The sequence below is a fragment of the Pedobacter sp. WC2501 genome (genome assembly GCF_052682415.1).
Window position 1 is genome coordinate 32345 of record NZ_JBQZFI010000001.1, and the last position, 18820, is coordinate 51164.

Below are 18820 nucleotides of genomic sequence, written 5' to 3' on the forward strand. Positions count from 1 at the left end.
AAACAATTTTTGATATTTTTACCTATGCGCTACTTATTAATTCTTTTTCTATTGGCAACACTAAATCTCTCTGCCTTTGGAAAATTTACCCCACCCATTAATGACGAACTCATAAATGCCATAAATATTACCAATACCAGCGCATATTGTAGTGGCGATGCCGAATTTAATAATTTAGAAGCTACCACAAGCAATTATAATAAAGCTTTAAACTGGCCGGCTGTTGGAAAAGATGTTTGGTATAAGTTTACTGCATCTAAGTTTGACGTAAACATTTCTGTTAGCGGAAAAATTGATGCCAATAGTACAAATACTTTAATCAATCCATTGATTGCCTTATATTCATTTGATCCGGCTACTAATTCTATTGCCGAGCATCCTGGCTCGCAAGCCACATCAAATAATGTTATTTCTTTATACAAAGGCGCTTTAACAGTAGGCCAGGTTTACTATGTTAGGGTAAGCGCAGCAAATGATGCTACCGGTACCTTTAAACTTTGTATCGATAATTATTTCCCACCAATACAACCAGGACAAGATTGTGGGACATTTTCAGTATTGTGCACAAAAGAAACATTTACACAGTTAAATGTAACTGGCTCGGGAGCAAACAATCACGAATCGGCTGGAACCTGCCTGGGTACAGAATCTAACTCTGCCTGGTATATGTTTAAGGCTTCCAAGCCCGGCGATTTTACTTTTGTAATCACGCCTACGGTAACCACAAACGACATTGACTGGGTTTTTTACGATTTAGGCCTGAACGGGGATTGTAGTAAAATAAGTGCGGCAAATGCTATCCGGTGTGCATCAGGAAGTGGCGTAACCTGTAGCCCTTCCTATTATAAAACCGGCCTAAGTATGACGGAAACTGATTTGAATGAAGCGCTCGGTTGCCCTGCCGGCCAAAATGGGTTTGTAAAATATGTAGAACTGCAACAGGACCATGTTTATGCTATATTAATTGATAATTTTTCGGGAGGGAATAATGGTTTTACATTAGAATTCGGTGGGACGGCAGATTTTGCGGGTCCAACTGCCGAAATTGATGTTAAGAAACTAAATGCATGTACCGATAACCAGGCCTATACTTTCGAAAGCAAGGCATCGAACTTCGCCTCCTTAAAATGGTCTTTTGGTGAAGGGGCAAGTTTGGCTTCGGCCACAACAGCCGGGCCATTTACCATAACATATAACACTCCAGGTGAGAAAATTGTGGTTTTAGAAGCCAAAGGCACAAACGGTTGCAATGTAGTTACTACGCAAACTTTTATTGTAGCAAACACACCCGAAAAACCTATCATAAGCGCTTCGAAGGTTAATTTGTGCCAGGGAGACGTATTAAAATTAAGCACTCCTTTTTTAAATTTAGCCAGCTACCACTGGTCAGGGCCAAATGGTTTTGTCTCAACAAACCAGAGCCCTGAAATCCAGGCAAGCGGACCAGAAATCGTTGGAACATATAAGCTTTATGTCCAGGTAGGAGATTGTGTGAGTGAGCTAAATTCGGTAGACATTTTATCGGTCGATTTAAAGCCTGAAGCACTGTTTTCGATTGAGGTTAATCATAAATGCGAATCAGACCAATCTTTTTCGTTTATCAATGCTTCTAAAAACTATACGAAACTCAGCTGGGATTTTGGCCCGGGAGTAGAAAGCGAGGTTGCCATTAATAACGACAGTAAAATATTAACCTTTACTAAGGCAGGGCTTAAAACAATTACCTTGAAAGTTGAAAGCGATAATGGCTGTGTTTCTACCTTTACAAAAGATGTTTTGGTAGAACTGAAGCCGGAAAAACCAGAAATAAGTATTAATCAACCCTTCTTTTGTTTAAAAGACATCATAAAATTAGCTGTACCGGCACAGGAAGGGATCACTTATGCATGGAGCGGGCCAAACAATTATTCGGCCACCACAAACGCCATTGAAATTCCGGTAACAGATTTTAATCTGGCTGGACAATATCAGGTTGTATTAACATCAGGCTCTTGTAACTCAGAACCCGCAACGATCATTGTTCCCGCAATTGCAAGAATTCCAGTAGCTAAATTTTATACCGAACCTACCTTTGACGTTAAGTTTTCTGCTCCGGTACCTATAACATTTACGAATACGTCGCTTTATGGGGATTTTTATGAATGGGGTTTCGGCGATGGTCTTACCTCTTCAGAACAAAACCCCACCCATATTTATCAAACCGATGGATTATTCCGAATTACTTTAACCGCATTTTCTAAAAACGGCTGCTCAAATTCAATCACTCAAGGCGACCTCATTATCAAAAAAAATGCATCTACATTTGTTCCAAATGCATTCTCCCCAAATGGCGATGGGATTAATGATGAACTGGTTGTTAGTGTAACTAACCTCAAAAAATATAACATTCATATTTACAATCGCCTTGGTACCCAAATTTTCTTTACCAATAATATATTTGAAAATTGGAATGGCACTTTTAAGGGTAACGAACTCCCGGTTGGCGTGTATTATTACATCATTTCTGGCACTAACTTATCTAATAACAATGTTAAATATTCGGGCTCTATAACCTTAATCAGGTAACTTATTAATATTCGTTGATAAACATTTAAGGTGTTTTAATCAGAGTAGTATCTTGTGCCAGTGGCACTTTATAATTTAAGGTATCTAAACTTACTTTGGCATTTTTTTATGATTACTAATCTGCTTTAGTTAACAACCAAATATTAATTCACCAATTACGGATTAATGAAATTGAATGAAAAATCGACTTTTCTTTTTATAGTGTCAGATGGTAACATCTGACACCACTTATATATCACTAAGTATTAATCCAAAGTCAAACCAATCTCTTTCAGCAAAATAGCTGCATTAAAAGTCTTGCACGGCCCGTATTTTAGCAAATAATCAAATTTCATTTCTCCCTCCGTAATCTGGATATCGAAATGGAAATTACGGACGGTTTCGGGGTAATCAACAATCAGATCCGCTAATTGTAAATCGTGAGTAGCAAAAAGTGCAGGAGTTTTTTCAGCAACCAGCTTTTGTATAAAAACTTTTGATCCTAAATATTTATCCCGGCTGTTGGTACCCCGCAGCATTTCGTCAATCAATACAAAAGTGTCTTTGTCCTTTACAACATTATCCAGAATCATCTTCAAACGGTTGAGTTCTGCCTTAAAGGTAGAGGTACTTTCGTTCAGCGAATCTTTAATCCGCATATAAGTATTGATTGAAAAAACAGATAATTGCATCGTTTTGGCACAAACCGGTGCACCGGCATAAGCCAATACCATATTGATACCCAAAGTACGTAAAAAAGTGCTTTTACCCGCCATGTTAGAGCCCGTTACAATATCAACGGTTGGTTTTGCCTCTACACAAAAATCATTGCTTACCCTTACCTCCCTGTTAATAAGCGGATGGCCAACATGAGTGGTGCCTAATGCAAACTGGTCGTTAATTATTGGAAAAACCCAATCAGGTTGGTTATAGGCAGTAGTGGCCAGCGAAATCAGCTCTTCAAAATCACCCAGGTGGTCAAGGGCCGAAATCACATCCTTTGATGAAGATTTATACCAACGATCTAAACTGATGCAGCATTTTAGATCCCAAAGTAAAAGGGCATTTAATATACCTCCAACAAGGATATTCAGCCTGGCATCAAAGTTCTGGATAATTTTAGATAACCCTTTAATTTCTTTGCTTACCGGGATTTTTGAGTCTAGTAAACTCAAAATATACGAACTTTTCCAGTTTTGATTCTCCGTCCATAAAATAGCACTGGCGTAACCATTTAACAGGTTCGAACTTCCGCCAAACGTATAAAAAACCTTATTGATTTTTGAGCCTAATAAAACGTTCCATCCTGTATGGATTACAAATAAAAGCGCTAATACTTTCCAAAAAGCACTGCTAATAAGAATCACCGCTAAAATTAACCCAACCGAAATATATGGTACCAGCTTGACGTACAACCTTAAAAAACTGCCCTTAACAAATCCCAGTTGAGCACCCAATTGGTGTTTAAGCTGTATTTTAATCTGCTCTATTTTATCCGGGTCGTAACCATGCAGATTCGCCCTAAAGCTATACGTTTCGGTTATCTTATCTTTTATTTCTTTTATAGCTTCCTGGCGGTATAATATCTTATCTCTCGTCGATTTCTCTGCGAAATTTTTAGCCAGAATGTTATTCCCGCTTTTGGTACTACAGCGGTTAATCAGGGCAAACAGTGATGCGGCACCAAAAATATCAAGATCGGAAGTGTAAGGATGTAGCTCCGATTCGAATGCCTTACCATGGTCGTATCCGTTAGTAGCACCATTTAGTATGTTCCATTCATTCTGGTAAACCCATAAAAGTTGTTTTTTATAATCAATATCGCGGTCGAGCTGGCTTTGTCTGCGAACAATAAAGACGAAGGCAATTACCGGCAGTAACAAACAAATTTGGATTAATGTACGCAGGCTATCGTCTGCCGAGCGAACCAGCAAAATGAAAAATAAAATTTCGGCCAAAAACAAACCTATACGGAGGAAAGAAAGTTGATCGATCAGTTTTTTTGTTTGATCTATGTCTGCAGTAACCTCTTTTATTTTGTCCTGGTAACCGGCAATTATTTCTTGTTGTTGTTTTAGCATAATTTTTATTCAGTATATGTTTTTGAAGTTATCAGATGGATAGATTGTATTTTTTGTTACAATTTTCTCTAAGTTTGAATCTCGAAATTCTAAAGATAGGCAAAATATTAAATGAAGATTACCCTGATCGCCATTGGCAAAACAGAAGACAAATACCTAATTGAAGGAATTGATAAATACATCAACCGCCTGAAACATTATATTAATTTTAGTTTTTTGGCCATACCTGATGTAAAAAACGTTAAAAACCTGAGTGAGGCGCAACAAAAAGCAAAGGAGGCAGAACTCCTGCACAAACAAATTAATAATGGGGATGTTGTTATTTTGTTGGATGAGAAAGGGAAAAAATATTCATCTGTAGAATTTTCAAACTACCTGAATAAACAGATGGTGGGCAGTATACAACATTTAATTTTTATCATCGGTGGTCCATACGGATTTGATGAAACCATTTATAAAAGAGCAAATGGTTTAATTTCCTTATCTGATATGACTTTTTCTCATCAGATGATCAGATTGTTTTTTGTAGAACAGCTTTACCGGGGATTTAGTATTTTAAAAGGAGAACCCTATCATCACGCTTAGCGTAAAAATTGTTTGACGTAAGGTGGACTAAATAAATGAGATATGGAAAAGATGAATAAAAATCATCATTAAACAAAAAAGATTATGCTATTAGATAAATATAAACGGGAATACAGATATAAAAGTGATCAAAACCGCAACAATAAATACTTATGGATCAGTATTATTGCCTCTTTAGTAATTGTAGCTTTGCTTTGGTATTTCTTAGATTAAACCCATAAAAAAACACCAGACACATAGCCTGGTGTTCTCTATAATAATTAAATAAAGCTTAAACGCCTTTTTTACTGGTCATGCTTGCTTTTTTAGCTGGAGCTGAAGTTTTAGTAGTCGCTTTAGCACTTGCCGAAGCTTTAGATCCTGTAGCTTTTAGTTTTTTATCTGAAGCTGCTTTTTCTTCTGATAATTTAACTTCTGCTGGTGTACCCGGAGTTTCCGGAGTTTCTTCAGTAAACAAAGGCAAATCTTTTAATAAGTTATACCAGGTAATGATTTTCTTCATATCTGAAGCATAAACTTTCTCCTGATCATGACCTGGAGCTACTTCAAGAAAATATGCGCGTAAATCGCCTTTTAAATCAGGAGTAGATCCTTTAGCAGAGATTTTAGCAAAAATATCAGCCAGTTTAATTTCTTCGTCTTCACCATACACGGTAATATCTTCTAATGAAGCTAATTTTGTGTTGGTGATGTTGGCTACAACTTTAGTTTTTTGGGCATCTAAGCCCTCTAAAATGTAACCTACTTTATTTTGTCCAACCAGTTTAAATAAACCTGGTCTGCCGGATACGGCAACAATTCCTCTTAAATTCATATTTTCTTTTTGAGATATGAGATTTGAGATATCAGATATGAGAGATCACTCAAATCAAATAACTAAAACTCTTGTTCAATTATTAAATGAGATAGGAGCACCAATCAGAGAAAATCAAGTCTCAAATCTAATGTCTCAAATCTAGTATCTATTTTTAATCTTCTAAAACTTCAATATTTACAATCTTATCGCCCTGACGGATATCATCAACAAGATCTAGATTTTCGATAACTTTACCAAAACAGGTATGGTTACGGTCTAAATGAGCGGTATTTGTTCTGCTATGGCAGATAAAAAATTGTGAACCACCAGTATTGCGACCAGCATGGGCCATAGATAAAACGCCACGATCGTGGTATTGATTTTCTCCGTCCAATTCGCAATCAATTTTATAACCTGGGCCACCAGTACCTGCCAAATGTGCTTTAGCCGGATCTTTTGAATTTGGACATCCGCCCTGAACCATAAAGTTAGGAATTACACGGTGAAAAGTTACACCATCATAAAAGCCTTCTTTAGCTAGTTTTTTAAAGTTTGCAACGGCTTTTGGCGCATCATTTTCGTAGAATTCTACGGTCATATCGCCTTTGTCTGTTTTTATTATTGCTTTACTCATATCAATATCGGTACTAATTTTAAATTTTCTTCCCCTAAAAAACTTTCATATTTTTTTAGTAGAGGGCAAAAATAACAAAATTGTATAACTTATAACACCATTAAATTTTTCTATACAGTTTAAATGCGGTATTTTAGTGTTTTAAGCATACTGATTTGATAAAGAAATATTATATCCTGCTCATCTGCCTGCTTTGCTCCCTGGGACTAAGGGCTTCCTCTCTGTTAATTTATATGGATGAAGACCAAAAAAACCATCTTAAAGCATACGGGATAGCCTATTGGACCATCAGCAAACAATTAGAGGTTGACTGGCTCTTAAACTATCGTGGCGGAAGCTTTTTAATTAAATACAATAAAACAGTTGAAGATGAGCTTAAAATCCGCGGGGTATCATACGAAGTTATGGCCGATGGAAAAGTAATCAGCCTTTTAAACGAAATCAGCGATCCTGCTGTGAATATGGAAATGGTTAAACTGGAAAAAACACCAAAAATTGCAGTTTACTCTCCAAAAAGCAAATTACCATGGGATGATGCGGTTACACTCGTTTTAACCTACGCCGAAATTCCATATGATGTAATTTATGATGACGATATCCTTCAGGACAAATTGAGCAAATACGATTGGCTGCACTTACACCACGAAGATTTTACCGGGCAGTACGGGCGTTTCTGGGCCAATTTCAGGTATGCAACCTGGTACCAGGAAGATGTGAAAAACCAGGAAACTTTAGCTAAACGTATGGGTTATAAAAAGGTTTCCGAAATGAAATTGGCGGTAGCCAAACACATTAAAGAATATTGTGCCGGTGGAGGTTTTTTGTTTGCCATGTGCTCTGGTACTGATAGTTTCGACATAGCCCTTGCCGCCGACGGGGTAGATATTTGTGCCCAGATGTTTGACGGCGATGCCGCAGACCCGAATGCACAAAGTAAACTGGATTTTAACAAAACACTGGCCTTTCAGAATTTTAAGTTAGACAACAACCCGATGAACTATGAGTTTTCGGATATAGATGTTACTCAAACCCGTACACTGAACCAGACCAACGATTATTTTACATTATTCGATTTTTCTGCCAAGTGGGATCTTGTTCCAACCATGCTTACCCAGGATCATGATAAGGTAATTAAAGGTTTTATGGGACAAACCACAGCATTTAAAAAAAGTTTAGTAAAAACGAGTGTAACTGTTTTAGGTGAAAATAAAGGCGCGGCAGAGGTAAGATATCTACATGGCGAAATTGGCAAAGGCCAGTTTACTTTTTATGGCGGGCACGATCCGGAAGATTATCAGCACGCTGTGGGCGATCCACCAACAGATTTAAATCTTCATCCTAATTCTCCAGGTTACCGTTTAATTTTAAACAATGTACTTTTCCCGGCGGCAAAAAAGAAACCTCAAAAAACATAAACAATCAGAATTTAATTCCTTGCATTATTCCTTTTGAGTTTAAAAAATTGTTAATTCTCCGCTATATTCCTGTTATGTATACACTAAATGGCTCCTTATACCATTTTTGAGCCAGATCATAACCACACTTAATCTTTACGAGAATCATACTGGTAACCAATATTTTAGCTAACAAACTGTAACACGTTTGATACTTTGGCACAGCTTTTGGATTAGCAGGAACAATTAACAAGCAGGATAAAACCTGAAAATTTTAAACAAGATTTTTATAAAAGAAAAATATCATGAAAAAGTTACTATTAAGCGCATCGATTATTTTATTGGCAACAGGTGCTTTTGCACAAAACACCATGACGGGTAGTGATGCGAGATTTGGAATTAAAGCCGGAGTAAACTTGGCAAGATTTCACTCAAGCGGTACTGATGGCAGTACGTCATTCAACGACAATGCAAAGGACAATGTTGGTTTTAATGTTACCGCATTTGCTGATTTCGGTGTAGGAAACAATTTCTTCATTCAACCTGGTGTATCTTTGCAGAATAAAGGTAGCAAATTTGAGCAAACAACAACAGTTGGTGGCATTACCAATACAACCACTAACAAAGTAAATTTGATGGCTATTGAAGTACCTATAAATGCAGTTTTCAGAATTCCTACAGGTGATGCCGGTGCTGTACAAATTTCAGCAGGCCCTTATGTTGGATTTAACATATCAGGAAAAAACAAATTCGAAACAGTTACAACTGGTGGCGCTGCTACAGGAACAATATCTGATGAAAATGATTTAAAATTTGGTTCAACTACCGATAAAAACTATTCGTCTACAGAGTTTGGTGCCAACTTCGGTTTAGCATATCGTACCAACTCTGGATTTTTAGTGGGTGCTAATTATGGTTTAGGTTTATCAAACCTGGTACCTAAAGATTCTAGATCTGGAGATGGTAAATTAACTAACCGCGTATTAGGTTTCTCAGTTGGTTATTCGTTCTAAGCGAAAGGCCTTAAAAACAAAAGCCTCCCAGATTTTTTAAATCGGGAGGCTTTTTTTATGCTTTATTATCTAGTCGTAAAAATTCCAGCTTACCCCAAATTTTAATAAGGCATCTTGCATAGGATACCTGTTTACGGTGTAATAACCTGGTTGAAATAAACCCTGATTTATAAAATCATATTTCACAAAAATATTAGCTCTTTTTAAATTTGCCTTAAAAAAGATATCAATTACTGGTCTTGAGACCAGATTCACTGGATTTTGCTCATCAATATAAAATTGAGCCGTTGCCGGTGAATATAAGTAATTTGCATATTCTGAATTATACCTCACATCAATTCCCACATTGGCTTTTAATACTTTGAAAAAAGTATTATTAAAATAAATACTGTTATAGGTATAAAGTTCCGGTGTTCTTAATACTGCATTTTTATCTGTTTTTTGATAAGCAATATAGTTTTCCATCACAAACTTACCAAACCTGGTTTTCTTTGATAGATCCAGCCTGATTAAGCTAATATCAGCCGTAGCTTGTTTTGGTAAAATAGCAGTTGTATTATTGGTTTGATCAGCAGCAAAATAAACATAGTTACTGGTTAAGTAATAATTGGCTCCTGCAGCAAAACCATACTTATCATTAATATAGTTGAATGATAAATTGGCAATTTTAGTATTCTTAAAATCGTTGTTTGTCCATTGGTAATGATTGCCATGATAGTAATTAAAAATAGCCGCCGGTGTTCGGTTTTGCGCGTATGCCCCCAATTCAATTCTTCCGATGGTTTTACCTAAAAGGATTTTACTTTTTGCCTCATATAAATAATCGCCGGCATTTTCACCTTGCAAAATTTGTTGCACATCTAAATTGAAATCGATATTGTTAGAGAACCGATAGCCTGCTGCACCTAAAATGGTAATGTTCTGATAAGCAAATCTACTTTGTTCGTAACTGGTTCCATCCTGTTTTATGCCAAGATATTCATGTTTGTAATAATCGTGCCTTATACCTGCATCAACCTTTAATTCATTTTTAATCACCGAACTATTTTTGGGTCTTAAGAAGAAACTATAGATAAATTCATTTTTAATATGTTTTACATGGGTCGAATCATTGGTAAATACTGTGCTCGCAATACCGGGAGGCAGCACATTATTAACATCAGTTCCATTTTTGTAAAAATCAAAACTGTCGTTATTATACTCAAATATATACGAAACCTTATTGGTTGGTAACACCGCATTGTTCACATTTGCAGAGGTATCTATCCTGCCTACGTAATAGGTTTGCTTTAAGAAAATAGTGTTCTTACGGTATAAATTTCTTGAGTCTGATAAATTTATGGGCTCTGCCTCCCTGTCAATTTTAGAATAGCCTGGATCGAATAAACCTGTAGCTACTGTAGAACCATTCTCGTAGGCGCGCATGGTATTAAAAATTGCCGATGCCCACATATTATAACGTTTGCTTGGCGATTGGTACCACGAAAATACGGCAACATTCAGATTATCACCACGCTGCCTCGCATAAAAACCCTTAGAATCGCCACGGTTAAAATTAACACCGACGTTCCAGTTTTTTTTAATATTCTGCGTGTGGATAGCCCTAAAAAGCTGTTCTTTTTGACCTGCACTTACAAAATACAAGCTGGTAAAGGGAGTTCTGGCCTGATAGTAAATGATATCTTCAGGCGTTAAGGCATAATAATCAAGAGCGTGAAATCCTGCATCAAATCCAATCCTCTTACTCGGCTCGTACAATAAAGGCCTCGCGGCCAAACCCATGTTACCATTGCTAATGGTTGGGTGCATGGGTTGTAAAAGCGGACTATAATTCTGAATATTTGTCGTGGAGGTATCTAAGGGCAGCAGTACAATGCTATCTTTGCTTAGCGATAACTTTGTAAACCGGATATATTTTGCGGTAAAAACAACGGAGTCCTTTCCTGAATCTAATTTTTTCCGAACAGAGTCGAGTTCCTTATTGGTACCGACACTCGTCTTTAAATCTTGTGCAAATGCTTTGTTGATGCCTAGCAGCAGGAACAGAAAAAAACAGATTTTAACAGCTTTATGCATCTTATAGTTCAGAAATTAAGCGGGTTAAAATCTCAGTCATTTTAGGCTCGGCCTTAGCCGCTGCTTCTAAAATTTCATCTAAATTAAAAGGTTGCAGGTCTTCCGGAAAACCTTCATCCGTTAATACGGAGATGGCAAAAACAGGTAAACCAGCATGGTTGGCCACAATAACCTCGGGCACGGTACTCATGCCCACTGCATCAGCGCCAATTAAACGCAGGTATTTGTACTCGGCTTTGGTTTCTAAATTCGGACCAGAAACCGCAACGTATACCCCTTTATGGCACTTAATATCAACATCTTTAGCTATCTCCAACGCTTTGGTTATGATATCGCGTTTATAAGGCTGACTCATATCCGGGAAACGTGGCCCTAATTCGCTCTCAATTAAACCCCGCAATGGGTTATCTGGCTGCAAATTAATATGATCGTCGATAATCATTAAATCGCCCTTTTTAAACTCAGGATTTAATGAACCCGCAGCATTAGATACAATTAAGTTTTCGATCCCCAAACCTTTCATCACCCTAACCGGAAATGTGATTTGCTGCATGCTATAACCTTCGTAATAGTGTAAGCGCCCCTGCATGGCAATAATCTTCTTCCCGTTCAATGTTCCAAAAATCAGTTTCCCACTATGGAACTCTAAAGTAGAAATTGGAAAATTTGGGATATTAGAATACATCAGTTGATGCGTTATTTCGATTTCTTTTACCAGGCCACCCAAACCTGTACCTAAAATAATGCCTATCTCAGGTTTAAAGTTCTCTGTTTTACGTTTTATATATTCAACGGTTTCTTCTATTGCTCTTAACATAGTTTAAAATGAGTTCGTCAAAGGTAATCTTATCTTCTTCAAATAATTCAACCTCAATGGGTAAATAATATACAGGTAAATCTAGCAGTAAATCTTCAAATCCGGTAGCTCTTAAACGCTTGCTATCCTTTTCTGTTGTGATAATGATTTTATCTTTTTTAGTACTGGCCATAAAAACCGATTTAAACTTCTTAATATCATCATTTTTAAAAGCATAATGATCAGGAAATTCTTCGTGTTTAATGGTTTCAGCATATTTTTCAAGCTCTTCTATTAAAGGATCTGGATTTGCAATTCCCGTGAGCAAGAAAATTTCAAAATCTTTAACCGACTCAAGCGCGCGACTTTCGTTACGATATAAATGGATAAGATCGCCATACTTGAGATAAGAATGTAATACAGGTTGATTGCTATTTGGTTGCAGTTCATTTATTGAGGCCTGCTGCGCAACATGTAACAACGGAACCGGCGATTTTGTGACCAACAATGCATCGGCCCTTTTGCGTGAGGAGAAAACATCCCTTAAATTTCCTGCAGGCAATAAAAACTGTAAAGTACCCAACTTTCTAAACTCGAAAAGCAAAATATTAAATCCTGCATTTACCGCGCGATGCTGAAAGGCATCATCAAGGATAATTAAATCATGATTTTCTTTCAATAGCTTAATCCCGTTCACACGGTCTTCGCAAACGGCAACGGTAACAGCTGCAAATTTTTGATGGTACTGTAAAGGTTCATCGCCTATCGTTTCGGCAGTTGCAGCACCATCGGCAATTATAAAACCTTTCGTTTTACGACCATAACCCCTACTTAGGATGGCTATTTTATACCCGGCCAGCAACCTGACCAAATATTCTGTTGTTGGTGTTTTGCCCGATCCGCCAACAGCCAAATTGCCTACACAGATTACTGGTAAATCAAACTTTACAGATCGCATCAATCCCCAGTCGTAAAGTTTTTTACGGAGCATAATGGCCATTCCATAAATGATTGAAAAAGGAAGCAGTAAAAGGCGCAGATAGTTAAGTAGCATATCGTGGTTTCAAAAATACTGATTATTTAAAAAAGAAAGGCATAACTTGGTCTGATGCCCAATAAAGCAACCACAGTGCGAGGTAAATGGTTTGCAGGAAGATGATTTAGTCCGGAGTCTGAAGTCAATTAACCGATTTAAACGATGAACCGATGAATTTAAAATTGTTCCAAAATATCCTTATCCGATTTATAGGTTTCTACAATTACCTTCGGAATCGTTAAGTTATGCTTTTGATAGAGTATTGCCCAAAACCCGGCATCATTCTTTTTAGGATATTGATAAAAATCCTGTCTAAGTTTTAGGGTAGAATAGTTGTTGCTGTTTTTTGGTTCAGGATCAATATTTTCCAGAAAAATCAGTTCCATTTCTGCCGAAGGTTCTCCTTCCGAAAATAATCCGGCCACTACATTACACTTTAAATACGTAGAAGATAACTTCGACAAACCATTATCAATGGTATAGTTTTGCCTGTTTATCCAGATCATACTTTTGTTTATCGTAGCGATATTGCTCTCCATTCCTTTGATCAGGTGTTTATCTACCGTGATATAAACCCATCCATTCTTGCTTTTGTACAATGCATTTCTTGACCTTGTGAAAGAGATTTTATAACATTTTGTCCCTTCATATTCAACCTGTCCTTCAATTTCATAATCATTATCCTCGCTGAGCATATTATCGTTGAGATTATTTACAAAATAAGATTTGAGTTCAATTCTTAAATCAACAGCGTAATTAATCTTCACTCCTCCTGTTTTTTTGAGCTCCTTAAGCCTTCTTAGTCCCTCAAGCTGTAACCTGATATCGTTTTTATATTCATCGGTATGGAGGTTGAATAATCCCTCGGCATAACTATAATATTTGCCATCTTTTACCATATACTGCCTGCACAACATTTTTTCGCTCACCACACCAGTATCTGCAAGGTGCGCAACCGCATTTTTAATTAAGGCAGAAGCAAAATTGGCAGCATAAATTTGCACATCGTCTAATTTAATGTATTTGTCTTTTAGCTTAACCATGAGATCACTTGTACTGCTGCGCTCATCAACTTTAACTGAATGACTTTCGTAACCCACCGAACTGAAGGAAAGCGATTGACCTTTATTTAAGGAATCTATTTTAAAGCTGAAGTTTCCTTCAGGATCGCTCAGGGCAATTAATTTCTGCTTATTATAAATCGACACAGATGCGATACCTTTATTGGCTTCGTTAAGCACTTGTCCTTTAATAAGCTGTTGTGCCCAGGCGCACGGGAAAATGAAAAAGCAGCCTATTATGATTGATAATAAGATTTTTGAGCGATATGACATAGACAGGTTTGCGGCTTTATTTGGCTAAAATTTGGTTATTTAAGGTGTAAAATAATCAATCTCTTTAAATAACAAAAATATACTGGATTAAGTTGGGCATTTGGAGTGAGTTAATTATTAAACAATGAATCATTGACCAACTAACAAATTTATTCGACCATATTTTATTTTTTATTATTATCATTGTTATCTACCAAAACATATTTTAATGTCACCGAACAAAAGATTAGTAGTGGGCCAAGGTCAGATTAGTGGATATATCTCTATTTTTTTAGCTGTATTGGCCTTGTTGGGCATTCTCTGTTTTCATTATCCCGAGAAATTAACCACACCAGAATTCCGTGAAATTTATACGAAAAACAGCATGGAAGTTTTAATGCTTGGTGGTGTTATAGCCTGTTTCTTCTTTTCATTGCTAAGCTTAATCCTCAGCAAAAAGCTAAAATGGGCCTGGCCTGGCTTTGTGCTTGGCGCTTTAGCCGTAATATTCGGCGCTTTAAGTGTAGAAGGCAGGGATGTAGCCAGATCAAGCTGGCATTTTGGCTTGGATTGGATGATTTTAGATCTTCTTTTAATGGTAGCCATTTTTGTGCCTTTAGAATTATTCTTTCCAAAAAACAATGGGCAAACCAAATTCCACGAAGAATGGCGTACCGATTTAACCTATTTTGTCATCAGCCATTTGTTCATCCAGTTTTTCGGTATCATTACGCAAAAGCCTGCAGTATTATTTTTTGGCTGGATGGGATTAGATAAATTGCATAGCTGGGTGCAGGACCTCCCTTTCATAGTAGCTTTATTTTTGGCTTTTTTCAGTACCGATTTGTTTCAGTATTGGGCACATCGTTTCTTCCATACAAGGGTAGCTTTATGGCGTTTCCATTCCATCCACCACTCTACACAAAATATGGATTGGCTTGCCGGAAGCCGTACCCATTTTATCGACATCTTTTTTACCAGGGCAATGACTTTCATCCCGCTTTATGTTTTGGGCTTTTCGTCAACGGTATTTAATGTTTACATTATATTTATTGCTATCCACGCGGTACTCATTCATGCCAATACAAGAATCAACTTTGGCCCATTAAAATACATATTCACTACACCCCAATATCACCATTGGCACCATTGCGAAGACCCTAAATATTATGGACATAATTTCGCTTCAATATTCCCCTTTATTGATATGATGTTTGGCACCTATCATTTACCAGGCAAAGAATGGCCAGCCGGAACAGGTGTACATGAAGCCTCGTATCCGAAAGGTTTTGTTAAACAATCCATTTATCCCTTCACAAAAAGCCCTTTTGATACCGATTTGAATATGGAAGAAAGAAGCGATAGATAAATAGATTGTGCTAACGCTCGTTTCTAACGAGTGTTGAATATTTCATAGTTTTAAACGATTGAATCGTATAACTATTTCTGCGCTCGTTTGGAAACGAGCGCAAACGAAACTGTCAGATGGTAACATCTGACAGCACCTAGCACCCCCAACTCGGCGCCTCTGTGTTTTTCTCTCCGTGGCCTCTGTGGTTAAAGACGCTTAAATGGAACAAACGCCTTATTAAAACGTTATATTAGCGTTCCATCTCATTTTATGCAGGCCGAAACAGAAATTTTAATTATTGGTGGTGGATTGGCAGGTTTAACTGCCGCACTTCACCTGAATAAGGTGGGGTTAAAAGTTACATTGATCGAGAAAGATACTTATCCTCGTCATAAAGTTTGCGGCGAATATATTTCGAACGAGGTACTACCCTACTTTGAATGGCTCAGCCTGGATATTAAAAACCTTGCTCCTGCACTCATTAGCGACCTGCTTTTCACCTCAAAACTTGGTAAAAGCATACAAACAAAATTACCGCTCGGCGGTTTTGGCCTAAGCAGATATACAATCGATCATTATTTGTATACAGAACTCATCAGGAGAAAGGTAAACATCGTTCATGATCGCGTTGTAGAAATAAATTTCACCAATAATCAATTTACAGTAGAAACTGCTAACAACACTTTTGTTGCTGCTTATGTTATTGGGGCTTATGGAAAACGATCGTCCATTGACATTAAGCTAAACAGGAGTTTTATTAATAAACAATCACCCTATCTGGCAGTTAAAGCACATTATAAAGCCGATTTCCCGAATAACGTGGTTAGCCTACATAATTTCGAAGGTGGTTATTGCGGCGTTTCAAAGGTTGAAAATGACCGGTTAAATATCTGTTATCTGACCAACTATGAAAGTTTTAAAAAGCATAAAAACCTGCTTGCTTTCCAGGAAAACGTCCTCTATAAAAATAGCTATCTGAAGGCTATTTTCGAAAATGCTTCAGATTTATTCGATGTTCCGTTAACCATCAGTCAGATTTCTTTTGAAGCTAAAGAACCCGTAAATAACCATATTTTAATGATTGGTGATACTGCAGGTTTGATTCATCCACTTTGTGGAAACGGTATGGCCATGGCCATTCACAGTGCCAAAATTGTTTCAGAACTTTTGCATCAAAGAATCAAGGGTCAAATCAATTCCCGCACAGCATTGGAAGAAAGTTATACCGCCGGCTGGAACAGGGAATTTAAAAGCCGCTTAAAAATGGGAAGAATGTTATCTTCCTTGCTGAGGAACAATAAATTCGAAAGTTTAGCCATGAATGCATTGACTAAAATACCCTTTCTGCTCCATAAAATAATTAAAAAAACACATGGCAAACCCATTACAATTTAATCATAAATGCCAGTAGATACCACATTTAGAAGCACAGCACCAGAGATTATGGATGATTTCGCCATGGAAGGTGAAATATTGCGCGATGCATTAGACAAAATAGCCAGCATTAACCAACTCCTTGGTGGTAATAAAGTTACGCTCGATGGAGTTAAAACTTTAATCAAGGGCAAACCATTTGATCAGATTATACGTATTACCGATATCGGTTGTGGAAATGGAGATATGTTACGCACCCTGGCCGATTATGCAAAAAAACAAGGTTTACATTTTATTTTAAAAGGGATAGATGCCAATAAATTCACCATAAATCATGCAGAAAGTTTATCTGCAAACTACCCGAATATCACCTATGCCTGCAGCGATATTTTTGAGGATTTAAACAAAGATGAACCCTGCGACATTATGCTCTGCACATTAACGCTACATCATTTTAAAGATGACGAAATTATTGACCTGCTTGAGAATTTTAAAAAATCGGCGACAATGGGTATTGTGATAAACGACCTGCAAAGAAGTGCAGTAGCCTATTACCTGTTTAAAGCTTTGTGTTATGTTTTCCGTTTAAATGATATGTCGAGAGAAGATGGTTTAGTGTCCATTCTGCGTGGGTTTAAAAGGGCAGATTTACTTAAATACAGCAAACAATTAAAGCTAAAATCGAGTTCAATAAAATGGAAATGGGCTTTCCGCTACCAATGGATAATTAAAACAATATGAGCGTAACCGTAAAAGCAGTAAGTAAAGCCTTGCCCGAATTTTGGAGGTCAACCGATGAAATTTTGCCGTTTCTGGATATTTGGCTAAAAGATCAGGATGATCGCTTTATCAGAAAAGTAAAAAAGATTTTTGAAAGCGCTGCCGTAGATAAAAGATACTCGATCATGTCGCCCGAAGAGGTTTTTAGTGATTTAAGTTTTGAAGAGCGAAATAACATTTATGTAAGAGAAGGGATAAAGCTGGGTGCTAAATGTTTGGAAACTGCACTCGAAAAAGCCAATTGGAAAGCTCAGGATTTAGACTACATTATCACGGTAAGCTGTACCGGAATTATGATTCCTTCTTTAGATGCTTATTTAATCAACTTACTTAAGCTCCGCCAAGATATCGTGCGCCTGCCAGTTACAGAAATGGGTTGTGCAGCAGGTGTATCAGGCATGATTTACGCCAAGAATTTCCTGAAAGCTAATCCAGGCAAACGGGCAGCAGTTGTTGCAGTAGAATCGCCAACGGCAACCTTTCAATTAAACGATTTTTCGATGGCCAACATTGTAAGTGCCGCAATATTTGGCGATGGTGCTGCATGTGTACTGTTAAGTTCGAATGAAGATGATAGCGGACCAGAGCTTTTGGCTGAAGAAATGTACCATTTTTATGAGGCTGAAGAAATGATGGGATTTAAGCTCACCAATACCGGACTGCAGATGATACTGGATGTGGCCGTTCCTGAAACCATCGCCAATCATTTCCCTGACATCATCCATCCGTTTTTGGCGAAAAACGGGTTCAAAATTAATGATATAGACCATTTGATCTTCCATCCGGGAGGAAAAAAGATTATCCAGATTGTTGAAGAATTATTTGGACAACTTGGTAAAAACATAGATGAAACAAAAGAAGTTTTAAGGCTTTATGGAAATATGAGCAGCGCAACAGTGCTGTATGTTTTGGAACGGATTATGGATAAAAAGCCAATGCCCGGAGAAAAAGGGCTGATGTTAAGCTTCGGCCCGGGCTTTTCGGCACAACGAATCCTTTTACAATGGTAACCATTCAATAATTCACTCAATTAATTATTCAATAATT

16 protein-coding genes are annotated in these 18820 nt (G+C 37.3%); 9 read left to right on the forward strand and 7 right to left on the reverse strand.

The window, feature by feature from the left end; all coding sequences use genetic code 11:
- Positions 1–24: 24 nt before the first annotated feature.
- Positions 25–2565: a PKD domain-containing protein gene (locus ACUN24_RS00120; protein WP_445560730.1), complete on the forward strand. Its 2541-nt coding sequence runs from the start codon at positions 25–27 to the stop codon at positions 2563–2565.
- 245 nt (positions 2566–2810) lie between these two features.
- Here ACUN24_RS00120 and ACUN24_RS00125 read toward each other — a convergent pair whose 3' ends face one another.
- The gene (locus tag ACUN24_RS00125) at positions 2811–4625 is read right to left on the reverse strand and encodes a MutS-related protein (RefSeq protein ID WP_445560731.1); all 1815 of its coding nucleotides are present in this window, start codon (positions 4623–4625) and stop codon (positions 2811–2813) included.
- Positions 4626–4736: 111 nt separating this feature from the next.
- Between ACUN24_RS00125 and rlmH the strand changes: the two genes are divergently transcribed.
- Positions 4737–5210, forward strand: coding sequence for a 23S rRNA (pseudouridine(1915)-N(3))-methyltransferase RlmH (gene rlmH / locus ACUN24_RS00130; RefSeq protein WP_445560732.1), 474 nt, complete (start codon positions 4737–4739; stop codon positions 5208–5210).
- Between the two features lie 84 nt (positions 5211–5294).
- On the forward strand, positions 5295–5423 hold the full coding sequence (locus tag ACUN24_RS00135) for a hypothetical protein (RefSeq protein WP_255562443.1): 129 nt from the start codon (positions 5295–5297) through the stop codon (positions 5421–5423).
- A gap of 58 nt (positions 5424–5481) precedes the next feature.
- On the opposite strand, the gene ACUN24_RS00140 is transcribed toward ACUN24_RS00135, so the two are convergent.
- Both ACUN24_RS00140 and ACUN24_RS00145 read right to left on the reverse strand, forming a co-directional pair.
- Entirely contained in the window at positions 5482–6024 is a 543-nt protein-coding gene (locus ACUN24_RS00140) for a DUF5606 family protein (protein ID WP_121284583.1), read from the reverse strand.
- A gap of 154 nt (positions 6025–6178) precedes the next feature.
- Positions 6179–6640 (reverse strand): peptidylprolyl isomerase, encoded by a 462-nt coding sequence (locus ACUN24_RS00145; RefSeq protein WP_445560733.1) that lies wholly within the window; start codon positions 6638–6640, stop codon positions 6179–6181.
- A gap of 233 nt (positions 6641–6873) precedes the next feature.
- Between ACUN24_RS00145 and ACUN24_RS00150 the strand changes: the two genes are divergently transcribed.
- Both ACUN24_RS00150 and ACUN24_RS00155 read left to right on the forward strand, forming a co-directional pair.
- Positions 6874–8055, forward strand: a complete 1182-nt coding sequence (locus ACUN24_RS00150) for an asparagine synthetase B (RefSeq protein WP_445560734.1) — start codon at positions 6874–6876, stop codon at positions 8053–8055.
- Positions 8056–8339: 284 nt separating this feature from the next.
- Positions 8340–9047, forward strand: coding sequence for a porin family protein (locus ACUN24_RS00155; RefSeq protein ID WP_445560735.1), 708 nt, complete (start codon positions 8340–8342; stop codon positions 9045–9047).
- 69 nt (positions 9048–9116) lie between these two features.
- Here ACUN24_RS00155 and ACUN24_RS00160 read toward each other — a convergent pair whose 3' ends face one another.
- From ACUN24_RS00160 to ACUN24_RS00175, 4 genes are all read right to left on the reverse strand, one after another.
- Positions 9117–11123, reverse strand: coding sequence for a putative porin (locus ACUN24_RS00160; RefSeq protein WP_445560736.1), 2007 nt, complete (start codon positions 11121–11123; stop codon positions 9117–9119).
- Position 11124: 1 nt separating this feature from the next.
- On the reverse strand, positions 11125–11940 hold the full coding sequence (locus ACUN24_RS00165) for a purine-nucleoside phosphorylase (protein ID WP_445560737.1): 816 nt from the start codon (positions 11938–11940) through the stop codon (positions 11125–11127).
- Positions 11912–12973, reverse strand: coding sequence for a tetraacyldisaccharide 4'-kinase (lpxK, locus tag ACUN24_RS00170; protein ID WP_445560738.1), 1062 nt, complete (start codon positions 12971–12973; stop codon positions 11912–11914). The genes ACUN24_RS00165 and lpxK overlap by 29 nt, the downstream gene beginning before the upstream one ends.
- A 158-nt stretch (positions 12974–13131) precedes the next feature.
- Positions 13132–14289, reverse strand: a complete 1158-nt coding sequence (locus ACUN24_RS00175; protein WP_445560739.1) for a carboxypeptidase-like regulatory domain-containing protein — start codon at positions 14287–14289, stop codon at positions 13132–13134.
- A 208-nt stretch (positions 14290–14497) separates the two neighbouring features.
- Between ACUN24_RS00175 and ACUN24_RS00180 the strand changes: the two genes are divergently transcribed.
- From ACUN24_RS00180 to ACUN24_RS00195, 4 genes are all read left to right on the forward strand, one after another.
- Complete coding sequence (locus ACUN24_RS00180) at positions 14498–15637, forward strand: sterol desaturase family protein (RefSeq protein ID WP_445560740.1); 1140 nt, start codon at positions 14498–14500, stop codon at positions 15635–15637.
- A 252-nt stretch (positions 15638–15889) separates the two neighbouring features.
- On the forward strand, positions 15890–17014 hold the full coding sequence (locus tag ACUN24_RS00185) for an NAD(P)/FAD-dependent oxidoreductase (RefSeq protein ID WP_445560741.1): 1125 nt from the start codon (positions 15890–15892) through the stop codon (positions 17012–17014).
- A gap of 6 nt (positions 17015–17020) precedes the next feature.
- The gene (locus tag ACUN24_RS00190) at positions 17021–17734 is read left to right on the forward strand and encodes a methyltransferase domain-containing protein (RefSeq protein WP_445560742.1); all 714 of its coding nucleotides are present in this window, start codon (positions 17021–17023) and stop codon (positions 17732–17734) included.
- A complete protein-coding gene (locus ACUN24_RS00195; RefSeq protein ID WP_445560743.1) occupies positions 17731–18783 on the forward strand; it encodes a type III polyketide synthase in 1053 nt (350 codons plus the stop codon). Before ACUN24_RS00190 ends, ACUN24_RS00195 begins: the two co-directional genes overlap by 4 nt.
- Positions 18784–18820: the final 37 nt, after the last annotated feature.